At 63.0% G+C, this 13,446-nt stretch carries 12 protein-coding genes; 8 read left to right on the top strand and 4 right to left on the bottom strand.

Annotated elements, in window-relative coordinates; translation table 11 throughout:
• Positions 1–14 precede the first annotated feature (14 nt).
• From HHL25_RS04525 to HHL25_RS04495, 7 genes are all read left to right on the top strand, one after another.
• Positions 15–1,433, top strand: a complete 1,419-nt coding sequence (locus HHL25_RS04525; RefSeq protein WP_169587690.1) for an aminotransferase-like domain-containing protein — start codon at positions 15–17, stop codon at positions 1,431–1,433.
• A 134-nt stretch (positions 1,434–1,567) separates the two neighbouring features.
• Entirely contained in the window at positions 1,568–3,790 is a 2,223-nt protein-coding gene (gene purL / locus HHL25_RS04520; RefSeq protein ID WP_169587688.1) for a phosphoribosylformylglycinamidine synthase subunit PurL, read from the top strand.
• Between the two features lie 32 nt (positions 3,791–3,822).
• Positions 3,823–4,056, top strand: coding sequence for a BolA/IbaG family iron-sulfur metabolism protein (locus HHL25_RS04515; RefSeq protein ID WP_169587686.1), 234 nt, complete (start codon positions 3,823–3,825; stop codon positions 4,054–4,056).
• Between the two features lie 18 nt (positions 4,057–4,074).
• A complete protein-coding gene (locus HHL25_RS04510; RefSeq protein ID WP_169587684.1) occupies positions 4,075–4,302 on the top strand; it encodes a hypothetical protein in 228 nt (75 codons plus the stop codon).
• A gap of 113 nt (positions 4,303–4,415) precedes the next feature.
• A complete protein-coding gene (gene grxD / locus HHL25_RS04505; RefSeq protein ID WP_169587682.1) occupies positions 4,416–4,748 on the top strand; it encodes a Grx4 family monothiol glutaredoxin in 333 nt (110 codons plus the stop codon).
• Positions 4,749–4,887: 139 nt separating this feature from the next.
• Positions 4,888–6,093 (top strand): multidrug effflux MFS transporter, encoded by a 1,206-nt coding sequence (locus HHL25_RS04500; RefSeq protein ID WP_169589555.1) that lies wholly within the window; start codon positions 4,888–4,890, stop codon positions 6,091–6,093.
• 370 nt (positions 6,094–6,463) lie between these two features.
• Positions 6,464–8,569: a methyl-accepting chemotaxis protein gene (locus tag HHL25_RS04495; RefSeq protein ID WP_169587680.1), complete on the top strand. Its 2,106-nt coding sequence runs from the start codon at positions 6,464–6,466 to the stop codon at positions 8,567–8,569.
• A 72-nt stretch (positions 8,570–8,641) separates the two neighbouring features.
• Here HHL25_RS04495 and HHL25_RS04490 read toward each other — a convergent pair whose 3' ends face one another.
• From HHL25_RS04490 to rpsD, 4 genes are all read right to left on the bottom strand, one after another.
• On the bottom strand, positions 8,642–9,463 hold the full coding sequence (locus tag HHL25_RS04490; RefSeq protein WP_169587678.1) for an inositol monophosphatase family protein: 822 nt from the start codon (positions 9,461–9,463) through the stop codon (positions 8,642–8,644).
• A gap of 2 nt (positions 9,464–9,465) precedes the next feature.
• Entirely contained in the window at positions 9,466–10,353 is an 888-nt protein-coding gene (gene ttcA, locus HHL25_RS04485) for a tRNA 2-thiocytidine(32) synthetase TtcA (RefSeq protein ID WP_169587676.1), read from the bottom strand.
• 63 nt (positions 10,354–10,416) lie between these two features.
• Positions 10,417–11,343 (bottom strand): glutaminase, encoded by a 927-nt coding sequence (locus tag HHL25_RS04480; protein WP_169587674.1) that lies wholly within the window; start codon positions 11,341–11,343, stop codon positions 10,417–10,419.
• Positions 11,344–11,455: 112 nt separating this feature from the next.
• Positions 11,456–12,073: a 30S ribosomal protein S4 gene (gene rpsD, locus HHL25_RS04475; RefSeq protein ID WP_115669309.1), complete on the bottom strand. Its 618-nt coding sequence runs from the start codon at positions 12,071–12,073 to the stop codon at positions 11,456–11,458.
• A gap of 337 nt (positions 12,074–12,410) precedes the next feature.
• Here rpsD and HHL25_RS04470 point away from each other — a divergent pair, with 337 nt between their 5' ends.
• Positions 12,411–13,409: a TerC family protein gene (locus HHL25_RS04470; RefSeq protein WP_169587672.1), complete on the top strand. Its 999-nt coding sequence runs from the start codon at positions 12,411–12,413 to the stop codon at positions 13,407–13,409.
• Positions 13,410–13,446: the final 37 nt, after the last annotated feature.

Raw genomic sequence — 13,446 nt, 5'->3', positions numbered from 1 at the left:
AGTGAATTGTCATGATGACAAATTGGCTTCCCGACCTTTCCATGGGCAAAGGCCCGATCTATGTCCGCCTGGCCGACCAGATCGAGGCATCGATTGCCACCGGCACCCTCGCTGCCGGCGCCAAGCTGCCGCCGCAGCGCAACCTCGCCTTTGACCTCGGGATCACCATCGGCACCGTCAGCCGCGCCTACGCGCTGGTGCACGAGCGCGGGCTCGTGACCGGCGAGGTCGGCCGCGGTACATTTGTTCGCGATGGTCGGACCGCCGCTCCGAACGGAGAGCACGACCCGGTCGCAGCCGCCCTCGTCGGCACGCGTTCGGTTTCGCCGCAACCCGGCAAGATCCGCTTCGACAGCACGGCCGCGCCCGATGTCGGCCAGGGTGAGTGCCTGCAGAGTCACATGGGCGCCATCCTGCGCGAATACCCGGTGGAGATCGCCAGCTACACCCGCAGCTTTCCCGACCATTGGTTCGAGGCCGGGGCGCGCTGGCTCGCCAAGGGTGACTGGGCACCCCATCCGCAGGACATCGTACCGACCCTCGGCGCCCATGCCGGCATCATGGCCGTCATCAGTGCGGTCACCTCTCCCGGAGATCGCGTGGTCTTCGAGCACCTCACCTATTCCCAGGTCAGCCGGGGCGCGGGCCTCGCCGGTCGCCGCACGACGCTTGTCGACAGCGACGAGCAGGGCATGCGGCCGGAGGACTTCGAGCGGGTCTGTGCCCAGCAGCATCCGAAGGTCGCCTTCGTCATGTCTTCCGCGCAGAATCCGACGCTTGCGACCATGCCCCTGGATCGCCGCCATGCACTGGTCGACATTGCCCGGCGCCACAATGTCTGGCTGATCGAGGACGATCTCTACGGCGCTATGTCGACGGAGCCGGCGCCGAGGCTTGCGGCGCTGGCGCCGGACCGCGTCTTCATGGTCGGAGGCCTCTCCAAGTCGGTCGCCGCCGGCATACGCGGCGGCTGGGTCGCCTGCCCGCCGCATTTCGCCCAGCGGGTCCGCATTGCCCACAAGATGATGACCGGGGGCATTCCCTTCATCCTGGCCGAAGTCTGCGCGCGCCTCGTTCTGTCCGGCGACGCCGCGCGCATCCGGGAAGCCTGCGCGGAAGAGATTGCGGCACGCGAAGAGCTGGCGCGGCGGCATCTTGCAGGCTTCGATTTCCGCTCGAACCCGGCCATTCCCTTCCTCTGGCTGGCCCTTCCCGATCCGTGGCTGTCGGTCACCTTCAAGAACGCGGCACTGGTCGAAGGCGTGCTGATCGACGACGAGGACGAGTTCAAGGCCGGCCGGTCGGAAAAGGTGCATCATCGGGCCCGTATCGGCTTCTCCGCACCTGAACGACGTGAGGAAGTTGCGAACGGCATGATGATCCTGCGCCGGCTTCTGGAAAACGGCGGCGCCGGTTACGACAGCGTCGCCTGAGGGTCCATGAGGCGCTGCCGCAACCCGATTTTACCCCGTCTGTGACAAGCCGAATTTTCCTGTCGCGCCATGGCCTCACATGCGCTAAAGAAGCGCCGAAACCCCGATTTCCGGCAGGCTATCCAGGACCAGCGATGACGATCCCCAACACGATCCAGATCACCCCCGAACTCGTTGCCTCGCATGGGCTGAAGCCGGACGAATACGATCGGATCCTGCAACTGATCGGTCGCGAGCCGACCTTCACCGAACTCGGCATCTTCTCGGCGATGTGGAACGAGCACTGCTCCTACAAGTCCTCGAAAAAGTGGCTGAAGACGCTGCCGACCAAGGGACCGCGCGTCATCCAGGGGCCCGGCGAGAACGCCGGCGTGGTCGACATCGATGACGGCGACTGCGTCGTCTTCAAGATGGAAAGCCACAATCACCCGTCCTACATCGAACCCTATCAGGGTGCTGCGACCGGCGTCGGCGGCATCCTTCGCGACGTATTCACCATGGGTGCCCGTCCGGTTGCGGCAATGAATGCGCTGCGCTTCGGCGCTCCGGATCACCCGAAGACCCGTCACCTCGTCTCTGGCGTCGTCGCCGGTGTCGGCGGCTACGGAAACTCCTTCGGTGTTCCGACGGTTGGCGGCGAGGTCGAATTCGATGCCCGCTACAACGGCAACATCCTCGTCAATGCCTTTGCCGCCGGTCTCGCCAAGTCCAACGCCATCTTCCTTTCGGAAGCCAAGGGCGTCGGCCTTCCGGTCGTCTATCTCGGCGCCAAGACCGGCCGTGACGGCGTCGGCGGTGCCACCATGGCATCGGCGGAGTTCGACGAATCGATCGAGGAAAAGCGTCCGACCGTCCAGGTCGGCGACCCCTTCACCGAAAAGTGCCTGCTGGAGGCCTGCCTCGAGCTGATGCAGACCGGCGCGGTCATCGCCATCCAGGACATGGGTGCCGCCGGCCTCACCTGCTCGGCTGTCGAAATGGGCGCCAAGGGCGACCTCGGCATCGAGCTGGACCTCGACAAGGTGCCGGTCCGCGAAGAGCGCATGACGGCCTATGAGATGATGCTGTCGGAGAGCCAGGAGCGCATGCTCATGGTGCTCGAGCCCTCGAAGGAAGACGTCGCCAAGGCGATCTTCGTCAAGTGGGGCCTCGACTTCGCCATCGTCGGCTACACCACCGACGACCTGCGCTTCCGCATCATTCATCAGGGCGAGGAAGTCGCCAACCTGCCGATCAAGGAACTGGGCGACCAGGCGCCGGAATACGACCGTCCTTGGGTCGAGCCGAAGACCCCTGCTCCGCTTGCTGCGGACGCCGTCCCGGAAGCCGACGTCGCCGATGCGCTGGTCAAGCTGGTCGGCTCGCCGAACAACTCCTCGCGTCGCTGGGTTTACGAGCAGTATGACACGCTGATCCAGGGCAACTCGCTGCAGCTTCCGGGCGGCGACGCCGGCGTGGTCCGCGTCGACACCCACCCGAAGAAGGCACTCGCCTTCTCCTCCGACGTGACGCCGCGTTATGTCGAAGCCGATCCGTTCGAAGGCGGCAAGCAGGCCGTGGCCGAATGCTGGCGCAACATTACGGCGACCGGCGCCCTGCCGCTCGCCGCCACCGACAACCTCAATTTCGGCAACCCGGAACGCCCGGAAATCATGGGTCAGTTCGTCTTTGCCATCAAGGGCATCGGCGAGGCCTGCAAGGCCCTCGACTTCCCGATCGTTTCGGGCAACGTGTCGCTCTACAACGAGACCAACGGCCAGGCCATCCTGCCGACGCCGACCATCGCAGGCGTCGGCCTGTTGAAGGACTGGTCGAAGATGGCGCGCATCCGCTTCGCCGCCCAGGGCGAGGCGATCCTGCTTTGCGGCGCTCCGGGCAATTGGGGTTCGCATCTCGGTCAGTCGGTCTATCTCCGCGACATTCTCGGCCGCGTCGAAGGTCCCGCTCCGCACGTTGATCTCGCCCATGAGAAGAAGGTCGGCGACTTCGTTCGCGCCCTGATCACCGATGGCGTGGCAACCGCCGTTCACGACTGCTCTTCCGGCGGCCTCGGGCTTGCCATTGCCGAGATGGCGATCGCCTCCGGCATCGGCGCCAAGCTCACGCAACTCAACGATGAGAACCCGATCGCCACCTTCTTCGGCGAGGATCAGGGCCGGTACGTGGTCACGATCCGCGAAGAAGACCTGGACATGGTGCTTGATCGTGCCAAGGAGGCCGGCATCTTCGCACCCTTCATCGGCCGCACCGGCGGTAACGCCGTCGTGCTCGGCGAGGCCCGCCCGGTCGCAATTGAGGAATTGCGTTCGGCGTATGAATCGTGGTTCCCTCGCTACATGGAAGGAAGCATCGCCTGAGGCGGTGCTTTGCACAGGCAGGAGAACCCGACATGGCGATGAAACCCGGCGATATCGAAGACATGATCAAGGCGGGCATCCCCGGCGCGAAGGTGGTCATTCGTGACCTGGCCGGCGACGGTGACCACTACGCCGCAGAAGTCGTGGCCGAAGCATTCCGCGGCAAGTCTCGCGTGCAGCAGCACCAGATGGTCTACGACGCACTGAAGGGTAATATGGGCGGTGTTCTGCACGCACTTGCCCTGCAGACATCGATCCCCGATTGAGACCGTAAGGACGCGAGCATGGCCGACCTCATCAAGGAAGTCGTCGAAAACGTCGTCGAAGGGGTTCTCAAGGAGATCCTCAAGAAGACGACCGGGCGCAGCACGACCCGCCGCGGGAAGCGCCAGACGCGCTCGGAGACGACCGGACGCTTCGTCAAGAAGACGAGCCGGCCCCGCAAGCCGGCCAAGAAGCAGACCAGCCGCCGGCGTACGGCGGCCAAGCGCAGCCGCCAGCGGAGCCGGTAAGCACGATCCGGTCGTCTCGCGTTTTTGCGCTATGGCAAAGACAGCGCATGCTTGCTATCTAGAATGCAGGAACGAGACAGCGGCCCTTTAATCCGCATGTGAAAGGATATCCCATGAGCGCCCAAGATTTCATCGCCAATGAAGTGAAGACCAACGACGTGGTTCTCTTCATGAAGGGCACCCCCCAGTTTCCGCAGTGCGGCTTCTCCGGCCAGGTGGTGCAGATCCTCGATTACGTAGGCGTCGACTTCAAGGGCATCAACGTGCTCGCCGACGACGAGATCCGTCAGGGCATCAAGGAATTCTCGAACTGGCCGACCATTCCCCAGCTCTACGTCAAGGGCGAATTCGTCGGCGGCTGCGACATTGTCCGCGAGATGTTCCAGGCCGGCGAGCTGCAGAAGCATTTCCAGGATCAGGGTATCGCCGTTCGCGGCGCCGCCTGACCGTCATCATCCGCGGCACCCGCGGGTCTCATCCGATGATTTTTTTGAAAGGCGTTGCGTCGAGCAACGCCTTCTCTCTGTTTTCAGGTATCGAACAATGTCTACAACGTTACAGTCACCACCCGCCGGTTTGCGGGGAATGGGACGGGTCGAGTTCATCGCGATGATGGCTTTCCTGATGTCCCTCAACGCGCTCGCAATCGACATCATGCTGCCGGGCCTCCAGGAAATTGGTAGCGCTCTGAACGTGACCAATGAAAACCACCGGCAATACGTGGTTTCGGCCTATCTCATCGGTTTCGGTCTGGCGCAGCTTCTCTACGGACCGATCGCCGACCGCTTCGGCCGCCGCAAACCGATGCTGTTCGGCCTCGCAGTCTATATCGTGTCCGCACTTGCGATGGTCATGGTGCCGTCATTTGGCACCCTTCTGGTCCTCCGCTTCATCCAGGGCCTCGGTTCGGCGGCGACGCGTGTCATCACCGTCTCCATCGTCCGCGACGTCTACGGCGGCCGTCAGATGGCCGAAGTCATGTCGCTCATCATGATGGTCTTCATGGTTATACCGGTCATCGCACCGGGCACCGGTCAGGTCATCATGCTGATGGGTCACTGGAACTGGATCTTCGTCTTCATGGCGGTTGCCGCAGCATTGGTGAGCCTCTGGATGTTCGCTCGCTTGCCCGAAACCTTGGCGCCGAAGGACGTGCGACCGTTCACCGTCTCCTCGATCATCGGCGGCTTCCGCATCGTCCTGACCGATCGCATCGCGCTCTGCTACACGATCGCCAGCACCTTCATCTTCGGAGCGCTGTTCGGTTTCATCAACTCGGCACAGCAGATCTATGTCGGCATCTACGGCCTGGGCGTCTGGTTCCCCGTCGCGTTCGCGGCTGTGGCCCTGTTCATGTCGCTGTCTTCCTTCGTGAACGCGCGACTGGTCGGCCGTTTCGGGATGCGGCGCCTCTCCCATGCATCGCTGGTCGGCTTCATCGCCATCACCTTCGTCTGGCTATTGGCCCAGGTGCTCGGGCCCCAGCCGATGCCGTTCGCGCTGTTCATCACCTTCTTCGCACTGGCGATGTTCCAGTTCGGCTGGATCGGCTCGAACTTCAACTCGCTGGCAATGGAACCGCTGGGCCATGTCGCGGGTACCGCATCCTCCGTACTCGGCTTCATGGGCACGACCGGCGGATCTCTGATCGGAGCCGCGATCGGCCAGGCCTACGACGGCACGGCCCTGCCGATGGTCGCCGGCTATTTCACGGTATCGCTTATCGGCCTGGTTTTTGTCCTGATCGGCGAACGCGGCGTCCTCTTCCGCCAGCAGAACCCGCGCGCCTGACAAAGAGATCTTCGCGCCGCCCGGACATTCGCCGGGCGGTGGCCGGCATGGCTTTTCAACAGCCAATCCCGCGCGCGCGAACCTCCCCACATTCCTACGCTCGCGCGTTGATGCGCAAATGCTTATCGACATTTACCGATATGCAAGACGATTCGTGCCATAGCTAGGCATAAGCTGTGCGGTCGCCATTGTACCCTCCAGACAAACAGCATCCGGGCATGACGCCCCGCCATCCCAAATCACCAAAGCGCGTCGCGGCCGGATTAGCGATCCTGCCGAACGTTGAACATTGCTCACTGCATGGCGCGCCAGGCCCAGAATTGCTTCCTTCGCCCCGCAGCGCAGGTCATACCCTTTGTCGGAGCCATTTATGCTGAAACTCAAGATTAGCACCAAGTTCAACTCCCTGCTGTTCGGCGGCGCACTTATCTCGGCGATCGCCGTCGCAGGCACGGTGGCGACGCTTAGCACCCGGTTCGTCTCCCAGGCGATGCAGGACAAGCTGGCAAGCGTGGAAATGCAGTTCAAGTCCGAACTCACGGCGTCGCAGCGCGCCGCAACCATGCTGGCGCTTCTCACCGCGGAGCAGACCAGCGTCAAGCAGGCAATGGCAGCCGGCGACCGCGATGCGCTCGCCAAGGAATTCGGCGGTGCCTTCAAGGCGCTCAAGGGCGCCTATGACGTGCGCCAGTTCCAATTCCACCTGCCGCCGGCAATCGCCTTCCTGCGCGTCCACAAGCCGGAACAGTTCGGCGACGACCTGTCGAGCTTCCGCAAGACCGTCGTCCAGGTCAATTCCGAAAAGAAAGTGCTGAGCGGCCTTGAAGGCGGCGAGGCGGGCATCGGCATTCGCGGCCTGGCGCCGATCGCACTCGACGGCAATCATGTCGGATCCGTCGAGTTCGGCCTGAGCCTGCACAGTGGTTTCGTCGAGAAATTCACCCAGAGCAGCGGCCACCCGGCCGCCATCTTCGCCATCGGCAAGAACGGCCTGGAGCAGATCGGCTCCACCCTGCCGAATGGCATGGATGCGGCCAAGGTGTTCAATCTGAACGACCTGCTCGGCAAGCGCACGACCTTCGAGACAATGCCGGAAACCGATGGCGCCCTCGCCGGCGTCGCCTTCCCGGTCCTCGACTTCTCCAACAACACGATCGGGCTGGCCGTGGTCGCGGTCGATCGGGCCCGCTACAATGAGATCGCCTCCACAGGCTTCTGGGCAGCGGCAGCCGTCTTCGCCCTGATGCTGCTGATTGCCGGCGCCATCGCGCTCATCAGCAAGCCGATGGTCTATCGCCCGCTGGCGCGCATGACCGACTATATGGGCCTTCTGGCCCGCGGCGACTTGAAGACCGAGGTGCCCTATGCCGGTCGCGCCGACGAACTCGGCTCCATGGCCGACGCCGTCGACATCTTCCGCAAGTCGGCCCTGCGCAATATCGAGCTCGAACACGAGGCTGCCGACAACCGTTCGGCCAGCGAACAGGAACGCGCCCGCACGGAGGCGGAGAAAGCCGAGCAGGCCCGCCAGTTGCAGATCACCGTCGAAGCGCTTGCGCGCGGGCTGGACAGCCTCGCCAAGGGCGACCTCTCCTTCCGCATCGAGGTGCCCTTCTCCGGCTCGCTCGAAACGCTGCGGCAGGATTTCAACCGGTCGATGGAAACGCTCGCAGCCGCCCTCGGCACGATTGCCGGCAGCTCCGAGAACATTCGCCAGGGCACGTCTGAAATCCGCGGCTCGACCGACGATCTGTCGCGTCGCACCGAACAACAGGCGGCATCCCTCGAGGAAACCGCCGCCGCGCTCGATCAGATCACAGCAACAGTCAAGGCAGCCCACCGGCGCGCCGAAGAAATCAGCCGCATGGTCGGCGAAGCCACCACAGTAGCAGGCCGTTCGGAAGTGATCGTCGGGGACACCGTCACGGCCATGGGCGAGATCGAATCCTCGTCCAACCAGGTCGGTCAGATCATCGGCGTGATCAACGACATCGCCTTCCAGACCAATCTGCTTGCGCTCAACGCCGGCGTCGAGGCCGCCCGCGCGGGCGAAGCGGGCAAGGGCTTTGCGGTCGTTGCCCAGGAAGTGCGCGAGCTCGCCCAGCGCTCGGCCGCCGCCGCCAAGGAAATCAAGACGCTGCTGGAGCGCTCCGAAGCCCACGTCCAGTCCGGCGTGACCCTCGTCACCCGCACAGGAGAAGCCTTGAAGCAAATCGGCCAGCATGTCTTGACCATCAACGACAATGTGCGAGCCATGGTCACGTCATCGCAGGAACAGTCCGTGGGCCTGCAGGAGATCAATTCCGCGGTCAACCGGATGGACCAGGTGACGCAGCAGAATGCCGCCATGGTCGAGGAAACGACGGCGGCCGTTCATTCCGTCTTCAGCGAGACCGAGACCCTGAACGAAGCAGTGTCACGCTTCAGGATCGACAAACCGCTTAGCTCCGGCCGAACCGCCTCCAGAGCGGCCTGACGGCCCATCTCGCACAAAAAGAAGCCCGCGCGGCTCAGGCTGCGCGGGTCTTTTGATGTCCGGTTTTCGCTCCTAGATCGTGAAGATCTTCTCGCGGAGTTCCGTCCAGCTCTCCTTGTCCGGCGCAAGCAACAGGCCGCCGTCGAAATTGTGCGGCAGGTAGGGCGACCCGTCGAGACGAGCCACATAGGCGCCCGCCTCCTGGGAGATCAGGGTGCCGGCCAGGTGATCCCAGGGCATCAGCTTCTTGTACATGAGAAAATGCAGGTGCCCGGCCGCAAAGGTGCGGTATTCATGGGCCGAGCAACGATAGCTGGTGAACATGCGCACATCGGCCAGGTTGCCAAGGATCTTGCGCTTGCTTTCGCTGTCCATGTAGGTCATCGCGGCAATGCCGACCATCTGGTTGAGAGGAACCGCCGGCGCGATCGCCATCTGCACCTGCGAACCGTTGGCACCGCAGAGCCAGGCGCCGGAGCCCTTCTCCGCGATCAGCCAGTCATTGCCCATCGGATCATAGATGATCCCGGCCACGGTCTCGCCCTTCGCCACCACGCTCAGCATGACGCCGAACAGCGGCAGGCCCGCCGCGTAATTGAAGGTGCCGTCGATCGGGTCGACGATCACGGCAAGCTCCGCATCGGCCAGTGTGTCGAGCAGCGCCGGATCGGCGGCGACCGCTTCTTCGCCGATGAAGACGGCATCGGGCATGATCTCGGCAATCCGTGCCCGGATCAGTCGCTCGGCAGCCTCGTCGGCCTCCGTCACGAGGTCGATCGCATCCGTCTTCATGCGCACGTCGCCGTCACCGAGATTGCGGAAACGCGGCAGGATCTCCGTTGCGGCTGCTTCCTGCAGCGTATTGGCAAGCGCCGCGATGTCGAGTTCTGCCATTGTCAGGCGTCCTTTGTCGGAAGAAGGGAGGAAAAGTCGAAAAGTCGGGGATCGAGCAAATGCGACGGATCGACATGGCCAAGGGCCCGCAGCATCGCATCCTTGCGGCCGGGCATCCGGGCCTCGATGCCCGACAGCATCTCCTTCATTGCGTTGCGCTGCAGGCCATCCTGCGAACCACAGAGATCGCAAGGGATGATCGGGAACGCCATCGCGGCGGCGAAACGGGCAAGGTCCTCTTCGGCCGCATAGGCGAGCGGCCGGAGCACCATAAGGTCGCCCTCGTCGTTGAGCAGTTTTGCCGGCATGGCAGACAGGCGCCCGCCATGGAAGAAGTTCATGAAGAAGGTCTCCAGAATGTCTTCGCGATGATGGCCGAGCACCAGCGCGTCGCATCCCTCCTCGCGCGCCACCCGGTAGAGGTTGCCGCGGCGCAGTCGCGAGCACAGCGAGCAATAGGTACCACCCGTCGGCACCTTCTCCTTCACCACCGAATAGGTGTCGCGATACTCGATTCGGTGCTTCACCCCGATTGAGGCCAGATAGTCGGGCAGAACGTTCTTCGGGAAATTCGGCTGTCCCTGGTCCAGATTGCAGGCGACGAGCTCTACCGGAAGCACGCCCCGCCATTGCAGGTCGAGCAGAAGGGCAAGCAGGCCGTAGGAATCCTTGCCGCCGGAAAGGCCGACCAGCCAGCGTTTCTGGCCCTTCAGCATGTCGAAGTCGGTGATCGCCTGCCGGACCTGGCGGATCAGGCGCTTGCGCAGCTTGTTGAAGCCGACGGACCGTGGCGCGGCGGCAAAGACCGGATGCACGCCGGCCGCATCGGCGGAAGCGTCGTCCTCGTCTGTGGCGAGATCGGCAGCGAATTCGGCGGGCGAAAGGGTCATGGCATCAAGGCTCCACGGGCGCGCGCACGCGCGCCCTGCCAATGCCCGGTTCATCCGCCAAGATCAAGCCCCGAATACCGACCAGCCGGTGCGGCTCGCCAGCATTTCGAGCGCAACGGACCCAAGCGCCGAATTGCCAACCTTGTTGAGGCCCGGCGACCACACCGCGATCGACGCCTTGCCCGGTGCGATCGCCAGGATACCGCCGCCGACACCGCTCTTGCCGGGCAGGCCGACATGGAAGGCGAAGTCGCCCGAACCGTCATAGTGACCACAGGTCAGCATCAGCGCATTGATGCGCCGCGCCCGCTTGGGCGACACCACCGAATAGCCGCTGATCGGGTCGGCACCCTTTGCAGCCAGGAACAGGCCGGCCCGCGACAGCTGGGCACAGGTCATCGACAGCGCGCACTGGTGGAAGTAGACGCCGAGCACGTGGTCGACGTCGTGATGCAGGTTGCCGAACGACCGCATGAAATTGGCGAGCGCGTAGTTGCGGTAGCCGGTGTTCGTCTCCGACTTCGCGACGGCACCGTCGATGCTGATCGTCTCGTCGTCCGCAAGATAGCGCACAAAACGCAGAAACTCGCCGATCGCCTCCTTCGGCTTGTATCCGGCCAGCACCAGGTCGCAGATGACGATCGCGCCGGCATTGATGAAGGGATTGCGCGGAATGCCGTGCTCGTGTTCGAGCTGAACGATCGAATTGAAGGCCGTGCCCGAGGGTTCGCGGCCGACACGCTTCCAGATCGCCTCGCCGGCCTTGCCCAGCGCCAGCGTCAGCATGAACACCTTGGAGACGCTCTGAATGGAGAACGGCGTTGCCGCATCGCCCGCCGTAAAGACGTCGCCGTCCACCGTGGTGATGGCGATGCCGAACTGTTTCGGATCCACCTTGGCGAGTTCGGGAATGTAGTCGGCGACCTTGCCCTCGCCGAGACGGGGTTCGAGCTCGCGCACGATGTCGTCAACGATCGCCTGAAGGTCCATATCCATCCTCTTGCAGCCCGATGCCGCCCGACATAATCGCCGCGAAATATTGCGGCGCAAATAGAAAAAGCCGCCCCGAGGGGCGGCTTTCCACAATCCGGTCTCGCACTGATTAGCGCGAGTAGAATTCGACGACCAGCTGCGGTTCCATGACGACGGCGTAGGGAACGTCCGACAGGCCCGGAACGCGAACGAAGGTGGCAACCATCTTGTTGTGGTCGACTTCGATGTAGTCCGGAACGTCACGCTCGGCGAGCTGAACCGACTCGAGGACGGTGACCAGCTGCTTCGACTTCTGGCGAACTTCGATAACGTCGCCGGCCTTGCAGCGGTACGAACCGATGTTGACCTTGACGCCGTTGACGGTGACGTGGCCGTGGTTGACGAACTGACGGGCAGCAAAGACCGTCGGAACGAACTTGGCGCGGTAGACGATCGCGTCGAGGCGCGATTCGAGCAGACCGATCAGGTTCTCCGAGGTGTCGCCCTTGCGGCGGTTGGCTTCGTCGTAGGTAGCGCGGAACTGCTTCTCGCGCAGGTCGCCGTAGTAGCCCTTCAGCTTCTGCTTGGCGCGCAGCTGCACGCCGAAGTCCGAAAGCTTGCCCTTGCGGCGCTGGCCGTGCTGGCCCGGGCCGTATTCGCGACGGTTTACCGGGGACTTCGGACGGCCCCAGATATTTTCGCCCATGCGGCGATCGATTTTGTACTTGGATGCAGCGCGCTTGCTCATCGCATTTCCTTTACAACAGGTTACACCAGTTTGTTGCCAAACTGGATCAAGGAAACACGCCCTCCTCTGAACTCCATTTTGGAAGCTCTGACAGGCCTCTCACATAAAGCGTATGGAAAGAGCCACGGGACATGTCAAAAGAAACACCGGGCGTTACGGCCCGGCGTTGGTGGGGTCATTAGCGGCAGATCACGCGAAAGTCAACGGCGGATCCTTGAACTATTCGAGCCAACAACCATTTCGGGGATACGCAGCGCCGGGCCCCTCTGACGCGAGTGCCGGATTCCCGTGATGTCGGAGCTGCGATCAACAACCGTTCCGGCAAAGGAAACCCTTGATGGATTTTCTTTGGACAGACTTTCTGGGGACCGCCGTCTGGATGTGGCTCTCCTTCCTGGCCCTTGTCATCGTACTACTCGCTCTCGACCTCGGCGTCCTGCATAAAAAGAGCGCCGAGATCGGCATTCGTGAGAGCTTTCTCCTGTCCGCCTTCTACATGTCGCTCGGCCTTGCCTTCGGCGGCTGGGTCTGGTGGCAGTCCGGCCAGCAGGCAGGCCTTGAATACCTGACCGGTTTCGTCGTCGAGAAAAGTCTGGCGATGGACAATATCTTCGTCATCGCCATGATCTTCGGCTATTTCGCCATCCCCCGCGCCTACCAGCATCGGGTGTTGCTGTGGGGCATTCTCGGCGTCATCGTGCTGCGCGGCATTATGATCGCGGCGGGCGCATCGATCGTCGAGAACTATCACTGGGTTCTCTATATCTTCGCGGCCTTCCTGGTTGTCACCGGCATCAAGATGCTGCTGACGGCAGACAAGGAATATGACGTCTCGAACAACCTCATCCTCGGCTTTCTGCGCCGGCACCTGCCGGTCACGGAAAAGCTCGACGGGCATCGTTTCTTCGTCAGGCGCGAGGATCTGATGACGGGCCGGATGAAGACCTATGTGACGCCGCTCTTCCTGGCGCTGGTCATGGTCGAACTCGCCGACCTGGTCTTTGCAGTCGATTCGATCCCGGCGGTCTTTGCGATCACCACAGACCCCTTCATCGTCTACACCTCGAACATCTTCGCGATCCTCGGCCTGCGCGCGCTCTATTTTGCGCTCTCGGCGCTCATCCATCGCTTTGCCTATCTGAAGTATGCCCTCTCCGTGGTGCTGATCTTCATCGGCTCGAAGATCTTCGTCGCCGACATGCTGGGTCTCGCCAAGATCCCGCCGGTGATCTCGCTCGGCGTTACCCTCGGTATCCTGGGTGCCGGAATCCTGGGCTCGCTCTGGGCGACCCGCGGCGAAGCCAAGGCCGCGGCGAAGGCTCTGCCGCAGGAATAGGCCGGCGAGGCAACGACAGACGAGAAACGACAAAGGC

Origin of the sequence: Rhizobium terricola, from assembly GCF_012927355.1 — a bacterium.
GTDB classification, from domain to species: domain Bacteria; phylum Pseudomonadota; class Alphaproteobacteria; order Rhizobiales; family Rhizobiaceae; genus Allorhizobium; species Allorhizobium terricola.
This window is presented reverse-complemented; position numbering and strand designations above follow the sequence as displayed.